Annotated in this window: 23 protein-coding genes; 11 read left to right on the plus strand and 12 right to left on the minus strand. The window is 42.7% G+C overall.

The annotated features are described in order from the left end of the window. Positions 1–3: 3 nt before the first annotated feature. From Q0R88_RS18235 to Q0R88_RS18255, 5 genes are all read left to right on the plus strand, one after another. Entirely contained in the window at positions 4–1,053 is a 1,050-nt protein-coding gene (locus tag Q0R88_RS18235; protein ID WP_295718870.1) for a hypothetical protein, read from the plus strand. Positions 1,054–1,146: 93 nt separating this feature from the next. Next, positions 1,147–1,536: a hypothetical protein gene (locus tag Q0R88_RS18240; RefSeq protein WP_295718871.1), complete on the plus strand. Its 390-nt coding sequence runs from the start codon at positions 1,147–1,149 to the stop codon at positions 1,534–1,536. Positions 1,537–1,549: 13 nt separating this feature from the next. Further along, on the plus strand, positions 1,550–2,125 hold the full coding sequence (locus Q0R88_RS18245; RefSeq protein ID WP_295718874.1) for a Crp/Fnr family transcriptional regulator: 576 nt from the start codon (positions 1,550–1,552) through the stop codon (positions 2,123–2,125). Positions 2,126–2,197: 72 nt separating this feature from the next. Continuing rightward, positions 2,198–2,590, plus strand: coding sequence for a DUF4267 domain-containing protein (locus Q0R88_RS18250; RefSeq protein ID WP_295718877.1), 393 nt, complete (start codon positions 2,198–2,200; stop codon positions 2,588–2,590). Continuing rightward, on the plus strand, positions 2,587–3,117 hold the full coding sequence (locus tag Q0R88_RS18255; RefSeq protein WP_295718879.1) for a cupin domain-containing protein: 531 nt from the start codon (positions 2,587–2,589) through the stop codon (positions 3,115–3,117). Before Q0R88_RS18250 ends, Q0R88_RS18255 begins: the two co-directional genes overlap by 4 nt. Before the next feature lie 356 nt (positions 3,118–3,473). Here Q0R88_RS18255 and Q0R88_RS18260 read toward each other — a convergent pair whose 3' ends face one another. Both Q0R88_RS18260 and Q0R88_RS18265 read right to left on the minus strand, forming a co-directional pair. Next, positions 3,474–3,914, minus strand: a complete 441-nt coding sequence (locus tag Q0R88_RS18260; RefSeq protein ID WP_295718880.1) for a nuclear transport factor 2 family protein — start codon at positions 3,912–3,914, stop codon at positions 3,474–3,476. 149 nt (positions 3,915–4,063) lie between these two features. Further along, positions 4,064–5,110 (minus strand): NADP-dependent oxidoreductase, encoded by a 1,047-nt coding sequence (locus Q0R88_RS18265; protein WP_295718881.1) that lies wholly within the window; start codon positions 5,108–5,110, stop codon positions 4,064–4,066. Positions 5,111–5,236: 126 nt separating this feature from the next. Between Q0R88_RS18265 and Q0R88_RS18270 the strand changes: the two genes are divergently transcribed. Continuing rightward, positions 5,237–5,587, plus strand: a complete 351-nt coding sequence (locus Q0R88_RS18270) for a winged helix-turn-helix transcriptional regulator (protein WP_295718882.1) — start codon at positions 5,237–5,239, stop codon at positions 5,585–5,587. A gap of 148 nt (positions 5,588–5,735) precedes the next feature. Here the strand turns inward: Q0R88_RS18270 and Q0R88_RS18275 are convergent, their stop codons facing one another. Together Q0R88_RS18275 and Q0R88_RS18280 are read right to left on the minus strand one after the other, a co-directional pair. Then, positions 5,736–6,209 carry an Lrp/AsnC family transcriptional regulator gene (locus Q0R88_RS18275; protein ID WP_295718883.1) on the minus strand — a complete coding sequence of 158 codons (474 nt, stop codon included), beginning with the start codon at positions 6,207–6,209 and terminating at the stop codon, positions 5,736–5,738. A 1-nt stretch (position 6,210) separates the two neighbouring features. Continuing rightward, on the minus strand, positions 6,211–6,486 hold the full coding sequence (locus tag Q0R88_RS18280; RefSeq protein ID WP_295718884.1) for a hypothetical protein: 276 nt from the start codon (positions 6,484–6,486) through the stop codon (positions 6,211–6,213). 350 nt (positions 6,487–6,836) lie between these two features. On the opposite strand from Q0R88_RS18280, the gene serC reads away from it, so the two are divergent. Then, entirely contained in the window at positions 6,837–7,931 is a 1,095-nt protein-coding gene (gene serC / locus Q0R88_RS18285) for a 3-phosphoserine/phosphohydroxythreonine transaminase (protein WP_295718885.1), read from the plus strand. Between the two features lie 9 nt (positions 7,932–7,940). Then, on the plus strand, positions 7,941–9,137 hold the full coding sequence (locus Q0R88_RS18290) for a DUF1015 family protein (protein WP_295718886.1): 1,197 nt from the start codon (positions 7,941–7,943) through the stop codon (positions 9,135–9,137). A gap of 349 nt (positions 9,138–9,486) precedes the next feature. On the opposite strand, the gene Q0R88_RS18295 is transcribed toward Q0R88_RS18290, so the two are convergent. The 4 genes from Q0R88_RS18295 to Q0R88_RS18310 form a co-directional block, all read right to left on the minus strand. Next, a complete protein-coding gene (locus tag Q0R88_RS18295; protein ID WP_295718888.1) occupies positions 9,487–9,762 on the minus strand; it encodes a hypothetical protein in 276 nt (91 codons plus the stop codon). A gap of 10 nt (positions 9,763–9,772) precedes the next feature. Then, entirely contained in the window at positions 9,773–9,946 is a 174-nt protein-coding gene (locus Q0R88_RS18300; protein ID WP_295718890.1) for a hypothetical protein, read from the minus strand. Between the two features lie 209 nt (positions 9,947–10,155). After that, on the minus strand, positions 10,156–11,400 hold the full coding sequence (locus tag Q0R88_RS18305; RefSeq protein ID WP_295718892.1) for an MFS transporter: 1,245 nt from the start codon (positions 11,398–11,400) through the stop codon (positions 10,156–10,158). 85 nt (positions 11,401–11,485) lie between these two features. After that, the gene (locus tag Q0R88_RS18310) at positions 11,486–12,394 is read right to left on the minus strand and encodes a helix-turn-helix domain-containing protein (RefSeq protein WP_295718893.1); all 909 of its coding nucleotides are present in this window, start codon (positions 12,392–12,394) and stop codon (positions 11,486–11,488) included. Between the two features lie 490 nt (positions 12,395–12,884). Between Q0R88_RS18310 and Q0R88_RS18315 the strand changes: the two genes are divergently transcribed. Continuing rightward, positions 12,885–15,332 carry a bifunctional YncE family protein/alkaline phosphatase family protein gene (locus Q0R88_RS18315; RefSeq protein ID WP_295718895.1) on the plus strand — a complete coding sequence of 816 codons (2,448 nt, stop codon included), beginning with the start codon at positions 12,885–12,887 and terminating at the stop codon, positions 15,330–15,332. Between the two features lie 19 nt (positions 15,333–15,351). Here Q0R88_RS18315 and Q0R88_RS18320 read toward each other — a convergent pair whose 3' ends face one another. Continuing rightward, the gene (locus Q0R88_RS18320; protein WP_295718897.1) at positions 15,352–15,618 is read right to left on the minus strand and encodes a hypothetical protein; all 267 of its coding nucleotides are present in this window, start codon (positions 15,616–15,618) and stop codon (positions 15,352–15,354) included. Positions 15,619–15,621: 3 nt separating this feature from the next. Beyond that, positions 15,622–15,795 carry a hypothetical protein gene (locus Q0R88_RS18325; RefSeq protein WP_295718899.1) on the minus strand — a complete coding sequence of 58 codons (174 nt, stop codon included), beginning with the start codon at positions 15,793–15,795 and terminating at the stop codon, positions 15,622–15,624. A gap of 522 nt (positions 15,796–16,317) precedes the next feature. On the opposite strand from Q0R88_RS18325, the gene Q0R88_RS18330 reads away from it, so the two are divergent. Both Q0R88_RS18330 and Q0R88_RS18335 read left to right on the plus strand, forming a co-directional pair. Continuing rightward, the gene (locus Q0R88_RS18330) at positions 16,318–18,588 is read left to right on the plus strand and encodes a sensor histidine kinase (protein WP_295718900.1); all 2,271 of its coding nucleotides are present in this window, start codon (positions 16,318–16,320) and stop codon (positions 18,586–18,588) included. Positions 18,589–18,881: 293 nt separating this feature from the next. After that, positions 18,882–19,091, plus strand: coding sequence for a hypothetical protein (locus Q0R88_RS18335; protein WP_295718902.1), 210 nt, complete (start codon positions 18,882–18,884; stop codon positions 19,089–19,091). A 469-nt stretch (positions 19,092–19,560) separates the two neighbouring features. Here the strand turns inward: Q0R88_RS18335 and Q0R88_RS18340 are convergent, their stop codons facing one another. Next, positions 19,561–21,531, minus strand: coding sequence for a sigma 54-interacting response regulator (locus Q0R88_RS18340; RefSeq protein ID WP_295718903.1), 1,971 nt, complete (start codon positions 21,529–21,531; stop codon positions 19,561–19,563). A gap of 11 nt (positions 21,532–21,542) precedes the next feature. After that, entirely contained in the window at positions 21,543–23,855 is a 2,313-nt protein-coding gene (locus tag Q0R88_RS18345) for a sensor histidine kinase (protein ID WP_295718905.1), read from the minus strand. Positions 23,856–23,988 lie beyond the last annotated feature (133 nt).

Below are 23,988 nucleotides of genomic sequence, written 5' to 3' on the forward strand. Positions count from 1 at the left end.
CCAATGAAATATTCACATTGTCTTACAGTTTTATGCTGTTCATTAATGGCTGTTAGCGGCTGTAAAAAGGATACTGCAGTTTCCGGATCGGATATTCCTGAAACAACACAGAATTTTAAAGACGGGTTAACGGCTACCGCTACTAAACCGTTCACGGTAATAACTATTGCTGGAAAACCCAACGTAGAAGGTTATAAAGACGGGATAGGGAAAAACGCCCTGTTTGCGTCTGCTTTTGGAATTGAATTGGCAAATGACGGAAACCTTTTAATTGCTGATGTACGAAATAATAAGATCCGAAAGGTGACACAGGGTGGAGTTGTTTTCACTTTGAATATCCCAAATGCTGCAGATGGGTCAAAGCTTTTAAACCCATATATTGTTAAACAGGCCAAAGATGGTACAATAGCGATTTTTGCTTATCAGTTCGAATATGATTCAAAATATAAATTTTGGATTTACAAGCCAGGAGCCAAACCATTAGCCATTACCGGGAATAAAAATGGCTACTATGGTGGTTTTTCTGCTGATCCATACTACAATTACTATTGGACATGTGGCCTGGAGTTTACTGCTACAGGAATGAGGGGGTTTATTGAAAAAATTTTACCGGATGGAAAGCAAGGCGTGGATACTTATTACCTGGCGCCCGACAGGTTGATACCAGAAGATCTGAATTTTCCGTCTGTATCTAAGATTTTCTCTGGATATAATGGTGTGAAATATATAGTTGTCAACAATACCCATATTTATAAATACACCCCTTCAGGAGAATTGACAAGGATCTTTTCGAACTTTATCTATGGCGGAGTAGATGACATTATAGGTAACAAGGATAGCAGGTCGATTTATTTAACCAGCGGGGGAAAGATATATAGTATTTCAAATAATCAGATAAAATATCTTGTCGGTCCGCAAGAGCCGAGGGATGGCCATGACGGGATTGGTAAGGCTGCGGATGTTTACGCATATAATTTGGCCTTATCCCAAGATGAAAATACGATCTACTTTACTGACACGCACAGAACAGTTAGAAAGTTATTGCTGAAGTAGCATTACCATTACAATATTCCTGTTAAGGCTTTCTATTCGCCAGTAATCAATCTTTATGAAGGTTATATGTCTCAGCGATAAGATATAGAAAGTATGATATCTCTTTTGCTTGACTTTCTACTTGAATTATTGCGCACTTTCCCCGGATCAAAGCCGCTTAAATGCTACATTCCTGGCACGGAAGATGGATATCTTCAGACCCGTTATTTTCTTTCGTTTATCCCTTTCAAAATATACTGTTCCGCGCCAGAAGTTGAACCCACCCTTATAGGTAGCCACCAGGGTATCAGCGCCATGCGGCGTCTCCCTAAGCATAAGGGTTTTACCCTGAAGGACGATAGAGAATTTTACCTGGGCTTCATCGGAATAATATTGGCCTACATAATCCTGCAGGGTTTCCGGCGTAAGGGTATTATAAGACGCACCCGCAGCCGGCTACCCTGGATAGGAAATAATAGAGAAGATATTGGTATTTTTACCTAAAAATCTGATTCAAATGGATATGCTTATCGAAAAGATCAAAAATCATGTGCCACTGTCACCGGCAGATGAAGAAATGGTCAAAAAGCTATTCCACAAAAAAATAATACCAAAAGATGAACATTTGCTGGAAGCGGGCCAGGTTTGCCGGCATTTGACCTTTATCGAGCAGGGCCTTGTCAGATATTACCTGTTCACCAGCGGCGAAGAGCAAACGCATTACTTTAATAAAGAAGGAGAATGGGTTTGCGACTACCAGAGTTTTATACCCAAACTTCCGAGCATCGTCTTTATACAAGCTTTAGAGGATACGACAATTTGGACAATCAGTTACGACGACCTGCAAACTTTTTACCGGGAAGTTAAGTACGGGGAAAGATTCGGACGTTTAGGATTAGAGCAGGTTTTTATCGACATCATCCGTCAAATTGACTCGCTCTACAGCGACAAGCCTGAAGTACGTTATGAAAAATTCATAAAGGCGTATTTTGATATTGCCCAGCGTATCCCCCAATACCATATTGCTTCTTATGTCGGTGTCAAACCCCAGTCTTTAAGCCGGATCCGTAAAAGAATTTCAAGCCAGTCTTGATTTGTTAACCCAGGTGCATCAATCCTCGTCGCCGTCCCGATAATTTTGTTCCGACATTTAAAACGAATTATCATGACAACAAAAATTTTTTATGCAATTGCATTTGTAACCGGCCTGGGATTAATTTTTTTAGGTACCCGTTTTCTCTTATCCCCTGAAATAGCTGAAGCAGGATACGGCATACATTTTAACGAACAGGGAGATTATTCATTTCATTATATCAAAGGGATCAGGGATATACTTTCGGGGCTGTTATTGTGCGTTTTTGTGTTGATGAATGAAAGGCGTGCTTTGGGCGTAACCTTATTGGCAGGTACAATGGTTCCTGTTACCGATATGCTTATTGTGCTGGGCAAAAGCTATAATAGTATTCTTCAAGCCATGCCACACATCATCGCTATTCTGATTTGCGCTGTATCCGGGATTATTTTATTGATAACTAAACCTCAACAAAAAGCGCTATGAAAACACAAGGATACATTAAACTGGTCAGTTCAGCAGACACGGGTAACAACAGCGTATTGGAGTTGAATATTCTTCCGGGCGAAAAGACGCCCTGGCATTATCACACTTTGTTTTCAGAAACATTTGAGGTTTTGAAAGGTACACTGGAAGTAGGGAAAGGTAAAAACATCCACCATTTATTGCAGGGAGATAAAGCAACCATCGAACCGAACGAAAAACATTATTATCACAATGTTTCCAGCGAGGAATGTGTGATCACAACAACCATTGAACCTGGGAATAAAAACTTTGAACATGCCCTATTCATTTTAAACGGGTTGGCAAAAGATGGCCTGGCAAACGATGCGGGAACTCCGGGTAAATTTTCAGACTTAGTATTATTTGTCTATTTAAGCAACTCCAAAATGGTCGGGTTTCAAAAAATAGCCGAGCCGATATTTGATTTTTTTGCAAAAGCGTTTATCAAAAAAGGTCATTTAAATGCGTTGTTGCAGAAATATGGTAACGAAACAGGAAACAAAATATAAGACCAATTGACAAGGAATAACCAAGCTGAAAACTACACAGCTTGGTTATTAGCTTTTACCCACGTTGATAATTTGCCTTGCCCAGTTACTTCCCTGAACAGCATCGAGCAAACACCTGGCACAGTCGGCATATGGTAAGGCATTGAAGGGGATATTTGAGCTTTAACTCCAGCTTTATATTTTCCTGTAGGCTTGGTATCATTTAAACCGGAAGCCCTGACAATGATCCAATCCAGTGCGCTTTTTTACAAATTACACGATGTAGGGTGTATGATGTGCTGGCACAGAGGATCATTTTCCATATTAAAATTCCAATTCAGTAATCTTGACTGGCAATAGATGGTTTATAGTAGTTCTTACTGGTGTACCTCACCTTTGTCCTGCCATTTAAAGTTTCCCGTTCGCTTTGCGATAAGCCACTGTTTGTCCTCCCGTATGTAATCGTCCTGGTAGATAGCGCCGATAGTAGTCTTCATTTTTTTGCCGTTTTCATTGCCGATCAAAGTAATCAGGCTGTAACACGTTCCTGTAGCGTTATCACCATCGATGGTTACCACCTGCTGGCCGTTAAAATGGAAAACGGTTTCAAAATCTTTAAGAAACTTACCAAACGCTTCCGACATTTCCTTTCGACCTTTCAGTTTTAAAATTGATTTACCTCCCGCAAAAGTTTCCGACAGTGCATTTTCAGAAAACAGCTGTACCTGCGCGTTGAAATCTTTATTATCCCCCAGGACCGAAACGCGGTCAACAAGCTCTTTTAGGGAAATCCTGTCCACTAATTCTTTGACATTCATAGCTTTTGTTTTTATATAAATTATAAGGATAATTATTGGCGACTTATTATGCACTAATCAATGCCTGCTTATTTTTATAAAGGCTATCTTGAATTTGAGATAGCCTCTTAATAGCAATTGTATTTTTGAACTTTTAATAACTTTCATTTTCAGGATACAGTTAGCACAATCTTGCCTTGAATGTTTGCTTGCGCGGCGCGTTCGTGTGCTTTTCGGGCATCGGCAAGCGGAAACGTGCTGTCAATGGCCGCCCGGACCGTACCGTCGTTAAGCAAACGAGCAACTTCCGCCAGTTGGGCTCCGCTTGAACGCACCTGCGTTGCCGAGACCTTGACACCCAGCTGCTCTGCTTCCGCTGACCCGGAGAAGCCCAAAGGGAATATAGGGAACAAAGCGCCGCCGGGTTTTAGCGTACGCAAAAAACGGCCGGTGGTCGGTCCGCCAACTGAGTCAATGACAAGATCGACGTCATGCACAACATCCTCGGCTGTGGTCTTGGTATAGTCGATGAATTCGTCAGCGCCAAGATCTCGCAGGAACGCTTCATGCTTACCAGATGCTACAGCGATCACATAAGCACCTTTCCATTTTGCCAGTTGTACTGCGAAGTGCCCTACGCCTCCCCCGGCGCCATTAATAAGCACCTTTTTACCTTTGAGCGGTACCGGCATATGCTTGTCAGGCTGTAGCGGGTTCTGTACGTCATGTCCCACCTCGATCATGAACTGCCATGCGGTAAGCAATGACATCGGCGCGGCGGCTGCATGCACATGATCAATACCCGCCGGCTTGAGGGCAACTTCCGATGCTGGCGCGGTTACAATCTCAGCATACGCCTGGCTTGGCCCATAGCTGGGAAAACGAACCATGGAATATACTTCGTCGCCAATGGCAAATCCCTCGACATCATCGGCCACCGCCTCAATTACGCCTGAAATGTCTGTGCCGAGAATGATAGGAAAGGGTACTTTCGGCTGCCACTCAGGTGGCAACATCTTATATCCGTCGCGCAGGTACCAGTCAGGAGGATTGAGACCGATAGCGTGAACGCGAATGCGCACCTCACCCGGCATTATTTCAGGAATGGGTGCATCCTCGTAGCGCAGTACTTCCGGCCCACCAAATTCGTGCTGACGAATCGCCTTCATCATGGGTATGTTTTGGATCGTATCCGTTTTTATTTCTAATGGTTCCATTATTTTATGCTTTTATGAACGGCCAAGTTAGATCCTTTGTTTACTTTTGGCAAGTATGTACTTATTTGTATCTTACATACCAAAAAGTATGTATTATTGATTATCAATTATTTATATTAAATTAATATGAAAAATAAATCAGATATCCCCGATTGTATAATCAATTGTGGAGTTGAATATGCCTTTAAACGCATAGGCGGAAAATATAAAGCGCGGATCTTGTGGCATTTGGGTATGAAGAACGTATTGCGTTATGGGGAACTAAGCAGGACTTTACCTGATATTACTACTAAAATGCTCACCCAAACATTGAGGGATCTGGAGGAAGACAAATTGATTGTGCGCAAAATGTACCACGAAGTGCCGCCCAAAGTAGAATATTCTCTGAGTGACACAGGAAAAGAATTGATTCCGTTTATAGAGCACCTGCATCTTTGGGGGAAAAAGCAACTGGAAACTGAATCATTGGTAAAATAAAATTAACCTGCACGGCGCGAAATTTCAATATGCTATTCCGCGCTGTAAACAAGCTGCCTCCAAATCAGGCGGCTTGTTTTTTTATTTCAATCCGAGGTAGACTTTTGAAAGCATGTTGTTCCCCCTAAAGACCAGTGCCCTATCCTCCTCATGCTGTCCCGAACATGTATCCGGTTTCTTTTTTGGCTTCCGACATCACGAAGAAACTTTGCATGTTACCCACATCCGGCAATTTCGAAAGCTTTTTGATCAGCACCTCGTTATACTCATCCATATCTTTGATGGCCAGGCGCAGCAGGAAGTCAAACGCCCCGGTCATATGATAACATTCCAGTACCTCAGGTAATTTGATTACTTCCTCCATAAAGGCCATCAGGCTTTCCTGTGAATGTACTCGCACATGGACCTGGGTATAAGCGATCAGCCCCTTACCAACCTTTTTGTGGTTAATGATGGCCGTATAACGCTGAATATATCCGTCCTCCTGCAGCCGGCGGATCCTGGCATGTATAGGGGTGATCGTTTTATGCAGTAAATGGGCGATCTCTTTATGTGTCAGGCGGGCGTCCTGCTCCAGCAGTCTCAATATACCCAGGTCCGTTTTATCTAATACGTGATCCATTTTAAGCGGGGATTAAAGCATTTGCGGTTAATAATAAGTTTTCAGCCTTTTCGACCATTAATTTTAAGCCGATAAAGATCGGGGACCGTTGATGTAAACTGGTTATTGCGATCTCCAGGATACGTTCGGCGCCCTTACCCACCTTTCCGCCTGTCCGCTCTGCCAGGAAGGCCATCGGATTACATTCGTAAACCAGCCGTAAAAGCTCGCCTTTTGCGCAGGGGAAATCAGCCTGTTTTTCAATAGAAAATTGCCCTAAAGTGATCACTTCGGTCATATACTTAGTGTAATTAATACATTAATTAACTTATGAATTGAATAGGTGCAAAGTAAGGTTAAATTCATTGATTTTTCAAAATATACACATGATATTAACCTTTCAACTACATGAGCTGACATGAAAAACAAAACAGAAAGTGTATTCAACTAAAGAGTTTATGCACTTAATTTCATGAAATCAGGCACCAATCGTCACCTGTTTGGAAAAATTGACTAAAAAATCAATGGATTTTGGTCATGTTTTCCAAAGTGCAAATGAAGTGTGGTTTTAATGACCAAAACATTAAAACTTTGTATAGAAATCGGGAGCCCAATCCTGCATTTTCCAACCAATTATAAAATGCCTGTATGCTGACTAAAAAACACAATTTCGGGGCGGGGCCATGTATCCTGCCGGATTCCGTATTAACACGAGCTTCGGAAGCCGTGAAGCACTGGGACAGGGCGGATCTGTCCATTTTAGAGATCTCCCACCGTTCCACAGAATTTGAGCTGGTCGTTCGCGAAACCGAATTTCTGGTCAGGGAACTCCTCGATGTTCCCGAAACCTACAGCATCCTCTTTTTACAGGGCGGTGCCAGTATGCAATTTGCAATGGTGCCCATGAATTTTTTGGGCACAGGGCAAAAAGCGGCATACCTCGAGGCTGGTTTCTTTGGCGAAAAAGCCATTAAAGAAGCCAGGATCTCGGGCGATGTTACTGTGGTGGCAACCTCAAAAGATACCCATTACCGATCTATCCCCAGGGAATACAATATCCCTGCAGATGCGGCGTACTTTCATACTACTTCCAATAATACCATAGAAGGAACCGAAATGTTCAACTTCCCGAAATCGCCGGTCCCGGTTGTTTGCGACATGTCTTCTGATATTTTCAGCAGGGTGATCAATATCAGCGACTTTGACCTCATTTACGCCGGCGCACAAAAGAATATGGGGCCGGCAGGCATGACACTGGTTATTGTTAAAAACAGCTTTTTAGACGGCATCAAAAACCCTGTACATGCGATCCTCGATTATCGGGTATACCGGGCCAACGGCTCGATGTACAATACGCCGCCCGTATTCGCGATCTATACCGCCATGCTCAACCTGCAATGGTTAAAAAGTAAAGGCGGTGTGAAGTTCATACATATGGCAAACCTGGCCAAGGCGCAATTACTCTATGACGAGATAGACAACAACCCCTTGTTTTACGGATTGGCCGAAAAGACCGACCGTTCCCTGATGAATGTAACCTTCCGGATGTACGACAAGGAAAAGGAAGAGGAATTTCTTAGCTATGCTGCCGGGCGGGGCATGGTAGGGATCAAAGGCTACCGTACCATTGGCGGGTTCAGAGCCTCCCTTTACAATGCGCTCCCCCTTGAAAGTGTGCAGGCCCTGGTGGACTGTATGAAAACTTACATATTCAAAACAAAACAAAACCTGGTTCAGGTATAAAACATAAAGATGGCCACTATTCAACCCTTTCGCGCGCTGCGCCCGAATTCATTTTATGCCGATCAATTGGTATTTCCCGGTGATGAGCAGGTCTTCTTCTTTGGTATAGGTGAAAAAGAACATCCGCTACTGCCCCTGAAAGCCCAGCTGGAAGCGCCGGCCCGTCTCCGTCCGGAAACTGCCCATAGCCAGGAAAAGGCATACCATGACATCCGGGAAGCACTCAAATGTTTATTGCGGCTGGAACGCGTAAAGCAGGATGCACAACCCGGAATTTATATCTATGAGATTGTGCACCGTAATTACCGCCAAACCGGTATCTGGGCATTGACATCTATCCGGGACTTCTTCGACGGCAGGATCAGACTGCATGAACAGACGCTCGCCGACAGCGAACGCCGGATCTGTAATTACCGTAAGCATACTGGTCTGGAAGGGAGCCCGGTTTTATTGACTTATCAGCCGGACATTACAATCAACAGGGTCATTGCGGAAACCTGCGCCAATACCCGAAAATCAACGGTGGGAAACCGGAAGAGCCTGCACCGCATCTGGAAGATAGAAGACAGTGAAACGCTCCTTAAACTACAGGATGCTTTCTCCCGGATCGAAACCGTTTATATGGCTGACGGGCACCACAGGCTGGCTTCAACGGCCTGTCTGGCGCTTGAATCTGGCACAGACGAGTATATTTCTTCACTTTATATAGCCTCCGACCAGCTACGGATCATTGAATATTACCGCCTGGTCCTTCCTGATACCGCTGTAAACGAAGTTGACCTGTTCTCCCGCTTAAGCGAACTATTTACGATCATTCCAAGCGAAGGGAACTTACCGGTCAAGCCCCATTCAGCTAACATCCTGGGGATCTGCATCCACAGTAAATGGCATGAATTACATGCGAAATCCCCCGCAGCGCTGGATGTGGTTCTCTTACAGGATGAGGTCCTGGCGAAGATTTTCCGGATCAGCGATCCCAGGAATGATACCCGCTTGAAATGTATCGGCGGCGAAAAAGCGATGGAAGAAACCCTGGCATTGCTCCGGGCTGAACCTTCGGCCATTGCCTTTACGCTTTGCCCAATGACGGTGCAGCAGTTGATCAGCGCGGCTGATGCCGGACAGATCCTGCCGCCAAAATCAACCTGGATCGACCCTAAAGTACCCTATGGCCTTTTAATGTATCAGCACAATACCGTTGGCTAAGCCCCCGAAAATCTAACAAATTCAGCAAAACAGAAATGGCCGTAAATAAAATAGCAGCATGAAAAAAGACAAGATCCTCATTATTGGTGCCTGCGGGCAGATCGGCACCGAATTAGCAATTGCCTTAGATAGGCAATACGGCTGTATTTTCCAGAAGGCTTGACCATGGATGTTCAGCACTTTGTGTAAGATGAAAAAACAATGGCTTCTGGATGTAAATAGGTTGATATGGTCAAAGTGTTTCATAAGAACTGGTTTGCTATTTCAGAACAAACGGGGCAAAGGAGCCGGAATCTCTATGCAAACCTCTTTTCTTAAGATAAACCAGCAGTTCCCTTGGCCTGTCTGTTTAAATAATGGTTGCGCCTTGTTCAATCAACCAGTCCCAGCTGTCTTTGATGTTGCCAACATCAATAGCGGTGTCATCATCGTGCCCTGCATTCAGGCTCGCCCAAAGCGAATTGATCCATATTTTTGATCCCTTACGGTTGATAAATAGGTGATTTGCCAAAACAGCTGATGTATCCTTTTTAAAATTAAGTTCAAACGCTACCGGTTGTATATGTTGCTGGTAATCGTTGATCGTTTGCATAGCATGAGGCTTATCCAGGTCAACAACAGCCATGAAAGTAATGCTATCTATAATGGAAGGATAGCCGTTCCTTTACCTTACTATAAACCGCATCTGTTTTAAAAATGGCTTGTTTTAAGGTACCGGTATTTTTAAGTACCTGGTAAGCTTCATCATAATAATCGTAACTTTTATCCAGATTAGCTCGACCATAACCATTCGGATCACCCTGCGCCATTCAAATTCTTCCAACGCTTTAAAACAAGCCAAGTGGGCACTATAATAAAGTGAGGGTAAAATCTCATATTTTCTGTCATAAAGTGATGGTAAAATCATTGCTTGCCTTTATGAAGTGTAGTGGTTGATCGATATCAGTATAAAAATATTTTTTGACGGTAACACGCCCTTCCGCTCCAATTCGCGTATAGACGACCATCTAAGGCTGATTTATTCCATCATTAGTCCAATTTCTTCTTCCTCTATTGCAGCTGCCTGTTTTGGGCTGACGGTGCGTTCAATCCATTTAACTCGCAAAACAAGCACCAGTATGCATAAGATCAATATCGAATAACTTGCACCCAGCCACGCTTGGCTGTTAATATGGAGCGCTTTTACGACGACGAAGCTAAATGCAGAGGTTGAAATGATGTACCCACCACCGGTCAGCCCGCTGGCCATACCGCCATATTGAGAGAACCGCGTTAAACAATAGGCCAGCATACCATTAAATATAAACCCGGCTGCTGAATGAAGTAAGATGACATAAGCCATCAAAGTATATAAATTATGCACCTGCAAGGTTAGCAGGATTAAGCAACCGGAAAGCAATAGCTGAATGACAGCTCCCGCAAACATCCGTTTAAAGAATGGCCTGGAAAGAACAGCTTTGGAGATCAAGCTGCCACCGAGCATGGCCAAACCGGAGATCATAGAACAATTGCCGGTGACGGTCGCGGGGTAATGCATTACTTGCTCGATCAGAAACGGGCTTGACATATTATAGACCATCAAAACACCGTAGGAAAGTCCCAAAATAAACAGGCCTGCTGTGAAATCCCAGGTACTGATCATCAGGCGGTAAGCTTTCCCGATAGTTTTCAGGCGGAAGGGTACTTTTATGGCAATCGTTTCGCCGCTGAAGATCAGTTCTAACAGGAGAAACACCAGACCGAAACAACCAAGAAAATAGAAGTTGGACTGCCAGCCAAAATGGGTCTGTAGAAATCCCCCGGCAAAGGGCGCAAGAATGGGAGCTGCCGACCAGATGATCGAAAAAAGACTAGTATAGTGCTTTAGCTTATCGCCTGAAAACAGGTCGAAGAAATAAGATCGTTTACTAACCACGATTACGGCGGACATCAATCCTTGTAGGGCACGCATATAATAGATTACTTGCAGGTTACCGGTATTGGCAATCACAAAGCTGGCGACACTAAAACCCGCCAGTGCAATGATGTTGGGCCTGTAGCGGCCATAGCTGTCAAGCACGCCTCCTACCAATAACTGGCCTATGCCATAGGTAGCTAAAAATATGGAAATGGATAGTTGTATGGCTGCCGGTGTTGCACCCAGTCTCGTGCTCATATCTGGCAAGGATGGAATATAGATATCCAGCGCGAAACCGGTAATCGGGATAAGGCAAAATGCCAGGATGGTACCTATGGCTTTATTTGATTCTTTGATGTTTTTCATAACTTGCTTTATATGGTACAAATGTACCCGGGCAAGCCTGTCTGCAGGTAAGATGAATCAAAGCAATGCTTATACAAATCAAATATTAACTTACCTGTCTCCAATGTTCCCTGAACAGCAGCGGCGTGGTTCTTGTATTTTGCTTGAAATACTTATTGAAATGAGAAGGATATTCGAAGCCAAGCGTGTAGGCGATCTGGGCTGCATCCCAATCCGTATGCAGCAGCAGTGTTTTAGCCTCTTCCACAATCCGTTCGTGGATAATCTCCCGGGTGGTTTTACCGGTCGCTTTTTTCACAACATTGTTCAAATAATTAACATGGACATGTAACTGGTCGGCGTAGGCAGCCGGTGTGAGGAACCGTAACGGATTTTCAGGTGAATCAACCGGGAATTGCAGGTTCAGCACACCGAAAAACCTGGCGATCAAACGATCATTGGAATTATCCTGCTGTACCGGCCCCTGCAAACGAATACCTTCCAGTATCATCATTTGCAGCAGGCTCCTGATCGTATCGTATTTATAAAGATATTGGCTGGCAAGCAAAGCTTCCATTTCCCTGTACATATGGACAAACCGGTCACTTTGCCCTGCATTTAATGGAATAACGGCAGGTACGGCCGGGTTAAATAAAGCACTCTGGTATCTGATATCCTGCCGGATGGTATTCAATAAAAAAGTATCATTGAAAAGACAATAGTAACCTGATTGTAAATCTGACATTTTTTGATACGCCGATGGAACAGCCGGATTGTAAAATATAATACCCCCGTTTTCAATCGGTATATCTTTATCTGCTGCTTTATGGATACCATCACCGATGATTAGGCTTATCTTATAATAATCCCGGCGATTGTAAGGCGTTTGCTTAGTCAGGCAAATACGTTCCTTTACGTTAAAATGGCTCACATTCGCTTTGGAAAGCAGCTCAGCTGGCATTTGCTGATGAGTGCGCTGATAAAACTCTGGCAACGTTTCTGTTCCTATTTGCATGGCTTGATTATTATACAAGTCAAATATAAGGCAGATTAATAAGCATAGTTGATATGTAGGAAGAAATGACCAGTGATTTACAATGTATGCCTCGCCCCCTTCAAAGATGGTTCTGTTAAAGACACCCAGGGCCATATCTTAGTGGAAGACTTATAAGCTAAACCCAGGGTATAGGATTAACCGGGGTTTAACTTATTAAAATACTGGACAAATCCCCCAGGCTTGTTCAAAACCGGTATGTTCTCGTAAATCGCATTGCCGGTCAGCCACCCCAAATACGGAGCCGGGTTCCAAAGGGAAGCAGTCGCCTTTTCATTTGCACATGACAGATAAGTTAGCCTGTGTAAAAATTCTATTGACTTTGTTACATTGTAGAGGGTTATCTCCCTGGTGATTTAATAATAGATTAATATTGGTGGTCTACTTTTGCCGGTACATAATGGTCTTATGGTGCCATTTTTTGTAATCAAAAAAATAATTTTCGTAAACTATGTCACCGAAAAAAATTCTTTACCTGGCCACCCTGTTACTAACCTGCAGCAGGCTTGTGCAGGCGCAAGATCTTGCCGCTATTGAACACAACCGGGTAAAACTACCTAATGGTTGGTCACTAACACCCGTTGGGAAAAGTCTGCCTCTGGGCGACTTGCCCTTAAATATAGCAGTAAGTAAGAGCCACCATTACGCCGCGGTTACCAACAACGGCCAAAGCGTTCAAACCATCCAATTGCTGGACGCCAGGACAGACCGCGAACTGGATAAGGTGTTGATCAGTAAGGCTTGGGGCGGCCTGGTTTTTAGTGCGGACGAGCAGTCGCTCTATGCCTCCGGCGGCGATAACAACTGGATTATCCGTTATGCCATCACCAACGACAAACTGATGGCAGCCGATACCATCAAGCTGGGCGAAGCATGGAGTAAAAAGCCAAATTCGGAATCTATTTCGCCTACCGGCCTGGCGCTTGATGATAAACGGGGCATTTTATACGTTGTTACCAAGCTGGATAACAGCCTTTATCTCATCGACCTTAAAACAAAAACCATTAGCCAGAAGATCAAACTGGGCACCGAAGCTTATACCTGCCTGCTATCACCCGATCTGTCAAAGTTATACATCAGCCTTTGGGGAGGAGATAAAGTGGCCATATTTGACACGAATAAAAATAAGCTGCTCGATGCCATTGCGGTGGGTGATAACCCGAATGACCTGTGCATCTCCCGGAACGGAAAATACTTATATGTGGCCAATGCCAACGATAATACGGTGTCGGTAATTGACGTGCGCAAAGCTAAAGTGCTGGAAACCCTGAACACTGCGGTATCGCCCACCCCGCTGAGCGGAACCACCAGTAACTCGGTAGCCCTGAGCAAAGACGACAAAACTTTATACATTGCCAATGCCGATAATAATTGCCTGGCCGTGTTTGATGTAACAAAGGCAGGTTTCAGCCGGTCGCTTGGGTTTGTGCCTACAGGCTGGTATCCCAGCGTTGTGCGCGTTATAGATAACAAACTGTACGTAGCCAACGCTAAGGGCTTTTCGTCGCTGCCTAATCCGCATGGGCCTAATCCAGTAGCCAAAAACCAAACTGTTGTACTGCACGGCGGCGACCCATTTCGACCACAACGTACCGAATATATTGGCGGTGGATTACTGATGGGTACCCTGAGCATCATCCCAACGCCTACCGAAAAAGAGCTGCCGGTATACGCACAGGCGGTAGTTCACAATACACCCTACCACCGGGAGCAGGAAACGCACGCCAATAGTGAAGCGGGCAACCCCGTTCCGGCTAAAGTGGGCGCTGCATCACCCATTAAATACGTTTTTTACATCATTCAGGAAAACCGGACATATGACCAGGTACTGTCTGACATGCCCAAGGGCAACGGCGATACCAGCCTGCTGCTATTTGGCAAGCGCATTACGCCCAACCACCATGCACTGGCCGAAAACTTTGTATTGCTGGACAATTTTTATGTAGATGGCGAGGTGAGTGCCGACGGGCATAACTGGAGTTTGGGCGCCTACGCCACAGATTATATGGAAAAGAACTGGCCTACCAGTTATGGCAGCCGCGGCCCCGGGGCCGTGGGCCCAACGGCTAAGAACAAGCTGTACATCTGGGATCAGGCCAGTCGTTTCAACGTAACTTTCCGCACCTACGGCGAGTTTATTAATGCCGATAATACGCCGCAGATACCCGTACTGAAAGATCACTTTGCCAAAACGTACCCTACCCGCGATCTGCGCGACCCCGATACCCTGCGCTACCAGGCATGGGAACATGATTTTGACTCGCTGATGCGCAACAACGCGCTGCCACGGCTAAGTACTATGCGCATGCTGTCTGACCATACCGAGGGTACAACCGCAGGCAGACCCACGCCTTTTGCACATGTCGCCGATAACGATCTGGCTGTCGGTCGCCTGGTAGAGCACATTGCCAAAAGCCGGATATGGGAAAACAGCGTGATCTTCATTGTGGAAGACGACGCCCAAAACGGGCCCGACCATGTGGATGCCCACCGCTCACCTGCTTATATTGCCGGAGGCTTTGTAAAACGGAACTTTGTAGATCATACCATGTATTCTACCTCCTCTGTTCTGCGCACTATAGAGCTGATCCTTGGTTTGCCGCCGATGACGCAGTATGACGCTTCGGCCACAGCCATGTGGCGTTGTTTTAGTAAAACGCCCAACAATACACCCTTTAGTAGTTTCCCATCCAATATTAACCTGAAGGAACTTAACCCTAAGGGGACAAAACTTGCGGCGATGGCCAAAGGGCTTGATTTTTCGGCAGTAGATCGCGTGCCTGACGAAATCATGAACAACATGATATGGAAGGCCATTAAAGGGGAGAATGCTCCGGTGCCAATTCCGGTGCGTGCCGCCTTTGTAAAGGCTGTTCAGAAAGCAGGAGATGATGATTAAGTGATAAGGCATCAGTCGATTAAGCAAATACCCCGGGTTTTACAGAGCCCTGGGTATTTGCAATTAATTCAGATGAGGCTTTTTCTGGTGACATTGGGCCATTAATCGGAGCATATAGGCTGGCAGCTTTTCCACCAAAAAAAAGGCAACATTGTCTAAATCCCCTATCAAATCCGCTGCCCGAATAGCTGTTACTTTCTACCTGGCACCAGTTTGCCGGCAAGGCAGACCAACCTGCAAAATCATCCAAACGCGCTGACGCGTTAGTTGTATTGGTAGCATCCAAATGTCAGCTCACCCAGTTAGGTTCTCCTTTGGTAGTATTGTATGATTCCGTATAATATTTTTGATCAACCAGGTAATTATCTATAGAAAAGCTCTCTAAGTGTTCAAAGTATTCCCGCTCAAGGTTACTAACCGGGATCTGGTTAGAAAATTGAAAGGGTTGCTCGTAAAAAGGCAATCATTTTTTTATTGATTTTCAGTATGTTATCATAGGGCGATGGGTGGATAAAAGCGGTTCTAAAAATACCACCACCCCATAGCAGATTATCTTTGCCTCCTAATTAAGGTTTGCTTCTGAATTATATTTCCTTTCTCGTAAATCTGATATAAGTTGGATAATTCCGGAAGTAAGCGTTGAATCAAATCATCGCCATTATCAATCTGAGGTTTATTTTTTCAGTTTAAAGCTTAAGTGCCGACTGAAAAACTCTCAATCATATTTACTTAAGCTGTCATTCAAATATTAAAGATATATCAATTACTTACTCCGGCAAACCCTGCCATAAGTTTAAAACAACGCTTTATCTAAAACAGGTAAACGTCGTTGTGAATCGACGATATATCACTTCATAAAATTAAACACTTTATCCTATCGACTAATTTTCAGGTATTTACAATTGGCACCTCATTGGCTTAAAAGAAACATGACCGGACAGCCCGGCGACTAATCCCAAAATCACCTTTGTTTGCCTTGTCTTATATGAAGAAATTAGTCATATTCCTGGTTCTGTTTTTTTTAATGCAATCAGGTTCCGGACAGGCAATTTTAAGGTATCAGGCCGACTCGTTAATTAAATTGCTACCTTCATTGGGAACGGGAACAGCAGCCACCGAAACTTCATTAATGCTGGCTAATTTTTACCTTTCAAAGGACAATCAAAGTAATGCGGATCGTGATAGTGCGGCCTTTTATTTAAGCAAAGCCAAATTACAAAGCAGTTATCTGCATTCACCGCACACACATGGTTATACTTTATTAACAGAATCCCGTTTAAAAAACGCATCCGGAGATCCCGCCGCCGGTAAACGGCTCAACGCGCAGGCCCTGCAGCTACTCAAAAAAACAACGGACAAAACACTCCTGGGAAAAGCTTATTATGAATTATCCCGCTACTACACCAATCTGGACGACTCCCTGCAAATGGCTATACGGGTATCACTGGTTGATACAGCTGTAAATTTACTTAGATCCTCTCCTGATAAAATTGAATTAGCCAAAGATTTACAAATGTTAGGAGACCTGTACAAAGTGCAGGGAAATTACTCGAAATCAGTCAAGACATTAAAATTATCACTGGCCGTTTATAAATCCATCAACTATAAAAGTTTACAGGGAGTTTATATATTGATGGATGAAGATAATGTTTTCCTGAGCAATTACCAGGAGGCCTTATATTTTGGGCTTCTGGCAGAAAAGTGCTGCCTGGAAACTAAAGATAATTCGATGCAGTTGTGCCAGGTTGAAAATATTATCGCAACCACTTATTGTTACTTACTTCAGGAGGACGAGGCAATACCTCATTATTTAAAAGCCCTCACGGTTGCTAAACGGTTTCGGGATACGGCGGCCATCTACCTACTCACAGAGGACATGTGTGGCGTTTATCTGTATAAAGGTAAGCCGCGACTGTTAATTAACCTCTTAAACGAAATATCGGCTAAGTATTCAAAAAATGGAGCCTATGCAAAGACCTGGACCAGCAAGAATTCATATTTGCGCGCGTATATGTTGTTGGATGATTATAAGATGTCGACAATTTATTATGAATCAGTTAAATCAGAATTAAACAATCCACAAGTTCAGGAAAGCCGAAAAACCGATATTTACATGGATTTGATCCTGTACGATATAAAATATCATAAATATGCGCAAGCCTATCGTTATTGGAACAATTACTCTGCCATTGCCAATATTCGGCACAATGATTACGAACGAACACGTAGTTACCAATTAAGATACCGCCTTGATTCGTGCACCAATCAGTTTAAATCTGCATTTCATTATTCGGTGCGTTTTAAGGAACTTACGGATTCAATTTTTAATGAAAAGAAAAACCACCAGTTACAGGAACTCAAAGTAGCTTATGAAACACGTGAGAAAGATGTTTCTATCGAATTACTTAACCAAACTGCAAAACTCAGGGAGGCTGAATTAAGCAGAACCCGCAGAACTAAAAACGAAAGCATTGTTGGTATTTGTATTTTATTGGTAGTAGGTGGCTTGTTTGTAAGGCAATACCGGATCAAGCAAAAAGCGTATCAAATCATCAGCGATCAAAATGAGGTCATTATTACCAAAAATGAAGAAATAGTTTATAAAAACAGGGCGCTTGAAGGGCTGGTACAAGAAAAGGAATATTTGCTGATGGAGATTCACCATCGCGTGAAAAACAATTTGCATACAGTACTTAGCTTCTTAACCTTACAATCAAAATACCTGACCGGCGAAGCGCTTGAGGCTATCAAAGTCAGCCGGCAGCGCATTTATGCCATGTCGCTGATTCATCAAAAGCTTTACCTGGCAGAAGATGTGAAAACCATTGACATTCAGTCTTACCTGCACGAATTTATCGCATACTTCCGGGAGTGTTTAGATCCTGGTAATAACATCAAATTTATACTGGATATTGAAGCGGTAAGGCTTCCGGTTACCAAAGCAATACCTGTAGGATTGATTGTTAATGAGGCGGTCACCAATTCAGTAAAATATGCATTTCCAATAAGAAAGGATGGTGTGATCTCGCTAACGCTACAGCGAAAGAATGATTTGATTGAACTTATTATTGCAGACGATGGTATTGGAATTTCTTTGGATGTAAACAATACCGATTTTAACTCCCTTGGTATAAAATTAATCAAAGGACTTTGCAATGATCTGGATGGCCAAATCATATTTGAGTCCGCAGTGGGAACAAAAATCATGATCTTGTTTAAAGCCGAAATCCAGGAACAAGATATAGCTACTTCTTAATAATTCTCCCCAGCAGATCCAATTTCGGCCACCTACTATCGGGAATAGTTTAATGATCTGGATGCCAATCAACGCCAATAGCCTAATTCTAAAAGTTTTATCCTACACCCTTAAAGCGAAATTTCGTTTATTTTTTACCGATCATTTTGAAGAATTAGCGATATAAAGTAACGGATTAAAACGCAAAATTAAACTAATAGTCTAATAATCAATAGATTGCATTAATGGCATCAGTTTGGTATAGTTACTAACGGCGGAAAATTAACATTTATTTATTCTAAAACCGGAAAGCTATGGAAACCATATTTGTACTGACCCACACCATCATGATTATTTGCGCAATTGCCATCCTGTACTTCTCTATACTATTAAACAGCGGTAGCCAGGAGGGTATACAAAAACCTCTCATTCCCTATCCGTTATTCAGGGTAAGATCAATAAAAATAGCGCCTATAACTCTTTACAGGACCGCTGCCGGTTTACTTGCTTTACTTATCAGGTAATGCCCTTCATTTGTTTACACAATAGCCGAAGCCATGAAAAATACCATTAAAATAGATATCCTTATTCGTGATCTTGATTCAATTAAACAAGTTAATTGTTTTTGTCATGAATCTAACAAACTGAAAACTGAACCTCAGGGGAACGAATTAGTGACCCGTTTAATTGATCTGCAGGAAAGAGGTTACGATCACGACTTTGTTTTGGACCGTGGGCATATGCGTTGCATACAATGCGACAATATGATTGTAGAGGAAGATTTCGAGATTACTGAGATATTTCACATTCATTATAAACTGTTAGATCATATCATATACAATTTATTTGCCATTCAACTGCGAAACTCAGGCATTAAAGGAATCTTGATGAACTCTTACCAATTTCGATGTGGAAATAAATCCATCAGGCCCCAGGCTGTATTCAATAAAAATTAATACTGATGTTTACTCCACTAATTTGGCAACACAAAAGCTATTGAAAATCCTTTGACAGGCCAAGTTTCTTTATCTTCGCAAACAAAGTATTGGCTGGCATATCCAGTAACTCAGCAGCACCTCCCGTCCCTGACACCTTTCCGTTACAATATTGCAAAGTATTTAGGATATGCTCTTTTTCCAATTCTTTTATCGTTTTAATTTTTCCATCTTGTGGTATCGCAAGTTCTTCTGTTTTTTCATGTTCGGGTAATTCAATATGCTCAATTATACTTCCCTTGTTCAGCACCAGGCTCCTCTCTATAATATTTTCCAATTCCCTGATGTTTCCCGGCCAGTTATATTCCAGCAGTGTTTTAAGGGTATCATCAGAGATATCCTTTGCATTCCTGCCCATTTTTGCGGTAAGGCTGATTACAAAATGCCTCGCGAGTGCAGCTATGTCTTCTTTACGTTGCCTCAAAGGAGGCATGGTTATTGGAAAAACATTGAGCCGGTAATAAAGATCCAGCCTGAACCGACCAGCGGCGATGGCTTTTTCCAAATTACAATTAGTTGCAGCAATGATGCGCACATCAACTTTAATCACCAGGTTTCCGCCAAGTCTTACTATTTCTCTTTCCTGTAACACACACAGCAATTTTACCTGCAGATCCATAGGTATTTCGCCTATCTCATCCAAGAATATTGTTCCCCCGTTTGCCTGCTCAAATTTACCAATCCTCCGGTCGGCCGCACCTGTGAAGGCCCCCCTTTCGTAGCCGAATAATTCCGATTCTATTAACGTAGCAGGGATTGCAGCACAATTCACTTTGATCATCGGCTTTGCCTTTCTTTCTGACAGATTATGAATTGCCCGTGCAACTTTTTCCTTGCCTGTACCACTTTCCCCTAAAATCAATACCGAGATATCAAATGGGGCTACCGTAGTCACCTGTTCCTTAACTTTCTGAAAATTCGGCGCGCTACCTACCAAACCAAAACTGTCATCATCAATGGCAGGAATCTGAGCAGTCTTTATCGCGCTAACGTACTTTGGCAAGGTGTGCTCCTCCCCTTGTTCCTGCGGTTCTACCCGGCCCAGTTTCTTTATTTCGGGTAAGCAATCAGATATCCTGACCAAAAACAGGTCTAACCGGTCCAATAAAGCCGCGTGATGCTTTTTAAACCCATCAGGGTTTTGACAATAGAGGGAAAAGTTAATCTGCCCCCAGCTGCAGATAGCGAAGGTTTTTATCAGTGCCGAATGCAGGTTAAAACTATCTGCTATCAGCTTATCAAACGAATTTTTACGGCACATCTCCGCAAACTCGCTGCCTGTCAGGAAGCTTGACTTTGCTGATGGGGACGAAAATTTCTTTAACAAATTCAGCCCCTCAGACGCTTTTTGAACCTCTGAAAAAAACTCCGTCTTATCCATTAATTTAAAATCATCTTCTCCGGATTTGTTGAAAGCGCGTACCTCAGAAAATTCCCCGTTTTTATCTTTCCAACTAATTGTGAAAAAATCAAACGGAATATGATATTGTAACGCGGTAACAATTTTAGATACTTCCTCATCCCTGCTGATTGTCTCCGAAAAGATGTTCATTACCTGTTGTTTCAGCACTTGTTCGCTTTGCAGCTGGGTCTCCAGGTCATTTTCATGCCTGTATTTGGCAACATCCAGGGTTACCAGAACATCCTGCTCGCGAAAAGGCTTTACCAGAAATCCGTATGGCCGGGTAGTTTTCGCCTCTCTTAAAACGCTTTGGTTGGAATTGGCAGAAACATAAATGAACGGAATGCTCATTTCTACCAGCATTCTGGCAAGGTCGATCCCGGTAAGTTTTCCGGAAAGATAAATATCAAGAAAAACCCAGGCGGGTCTTTTTAACCTTATTATTTCCAGGGCCTTTGGAACTGACGATGCAATACCTGCAATTTCATACCCTGCATCTTCCAGTATTATCCGCAAATCACTGGCAATTATAAACTCATCCTCTACAATCAATATTTTACCGTCCATGGCAATAGCTTTTAATGTTGCTGAATAACGTTTTCAAATTCTTCCTCTTTAAACACCCCATTATCCTTAAATGTGATGATTAAAATAGTACCGTTATCATTTTTAATATTAAGTTCTCCATTTAGCTGGTCGGCTAATCCATGTATAAGATTTAATCCTAAAGAATTATGCCGAACATCAGCGTCAAATGCTGCCGGTAAACCGATACCATTATCGGCTATTTCTAAAAAGCAACGGCCGTTGGCATCGGCCTTTAATACAATTAATATCTTTCCGTTCCTTTTATCAGGGAAGGCATATTTGATCGCATTCGTTACCGCTTCATTAATGATCAATCCTAAAGGTATGGCCTGGCTAACATCAAGTTCAAGCCGCTCCAACTGTAACTCAAAGCTGATGTAACCGCTTCCACAAAAACTATCCTTTAAATAGCCGGTAAGTTCGGCGATATAGGACGCCATGTCGATATTGGTCATATTTTCAGACTGATAAAGCTTTTGGTGAATTAAGGACATCGCCTGCATTCGTCGCTGACTGTTACGGATGGCATTCAAGGCAGCTTCATTAGAAAGATACACTGACTGCATATGCAATAGACTGATAGTTGTTTGTAAATTGTTTTTTACCCTGTGATGAATTTCGCGTAACAACCATTCTTTTTCAATCAGTAACAATTGCTGTTTATAGTTTAGCTTTTCCAGCGACTCATTCTTGTGATCTATCTCTTTTTGATGCGCCTGGAGTGATAGATTACTACGCCGCTTCTGCCGAAAGCCTTTATAGGTTAAACCAGCAATGATTAAAACCAGTACTATCCCTCCCGAAGTTAGATTCCTTTGAACGTTGATTCTTTTTAATTCAGCCCGCTGTGCTTTTTCCCGGCTTTGTAAACCGGCAATTGAGCGCTCTTTTTCTGCCGTTTCGTAACTGATTTCCAGTTCTTGTACCTGTTTATTCTTAGTTGCGTTAAAAATGGAATCGTTTAGTGTTTTGTAAAGCTGAAAATGTTTAATCGCTGTAAAGTAATTTCCCTTTGCAGAGTCGATTTTAAAATATAACAATTGAATATGGCCCAATCGTTCTGCACTTAATCTCCCATAGGGTATTGAACCAACCTTTGCTAAGTAGACAGCTGCTTTGTCATACCGGTTCATTGCTACATAAAGATCGCAAATTAAAATATCAGTTACCTGGATCTTAGGTGCAATATTACTCCCGAGTAAATTATATATTTTTTCTACGTTCAGGAAATATCGTTCAGCTTTAGAATATTGTCGAAGTGCCATATAACATGAAGCAAAGCCATTTTCAATTTTCGCAATTTGCATAGAGTCTTTTGGCTGAATTTTTTGAGACGCACTTTGCATAACTTTAAGGGCTTCTTTTCCTTTCCCGCTATCAATCAATGAATTGACTTTGGCGCACAAAGCAAGAATATGATAATACATTTCGTAGAATACGGCAGGATCAATCGGTTGCGCAAGTGATTTGTTAAAATAAATTATGCTTTTAGCGCTAAAACCTATTTTCTGGTACGCCAGTCCCAGTTTATAATAAAAATAAATTGCAAGGGTGCTATCGCCCGAAATGCTCATAGACTTAACGCATTGCAGGAAACAGGACAGTTGTTTATTGGGATATCCTTTGAGTCCGTAAACCTCTCCAAGTAAATCATAGGTTTCCTGTAATTTTTTATAATTAATGGCATTGTATTCTGACAAAACTTGCAGCAATTCACTTTCAGCCAGATCCAATTTCCCTTCGTTTAAATGGGCATCTGCCAGACTTTTTAGCACGCCTATCTCGAAGCCCCTGTTATGTACAGGCAACAGCTTAAAAAGGGAGATAGCCCTAACGTAGCATTTCTCCTGATCGGCCGAGTGCCCTATAGTGAAACATTGCCCAAATCTCACCCAGGTTTCCATTTCTTGCTTATAATCGCCAACAGAGTGAAAATAATTGGTCACTTGTTGAAAACAAATACCTCCATTCAAAATGTCATCCCTTTCAAGATAGCAATTGCCCTTAAGTTTTAAAGTTTCATTTGTCCATTTTACCGAATGCAGGTTTTTAGATAAAATTAATGCCAGGTTTAAACAGTTTAAAGCACTGTCGAGATCATATTTGAAATTTCCGGGTTTAAATATATAATACCCCCCAAGCTTGTTCAAAAGGGCGACCTTATTGGTATCCGGCTTGCTTTTTTGGATTAGAGGAATTAAATACTTAGGAGAATCCGGCAAATGTGCTTGCGCGTTTGAACCAAATGACAAGACCATCTGAAAAAGTGACGTAAGTACCAGTTTAAAGATTCTCTTTATCATGTAAAAATGGTTTAAATTATACCCTTCACTATTTTCTTAAATAATACCTGGCACTGTGTACATTCTTATGATTTAAAAAAAAAGAGAATGGCGCCCGCATTACATGCAGTAAACGGTGCTGTTTCGTCTTTTT

The organism is Mucilaginibacter sp., assembly GCF_025362475.1.
GTDB lineage: Bacteria > Bacteroidota > Bacteroidia > Sphingobacteriales > Sphingobacteriaceae > Mucilaginibacter.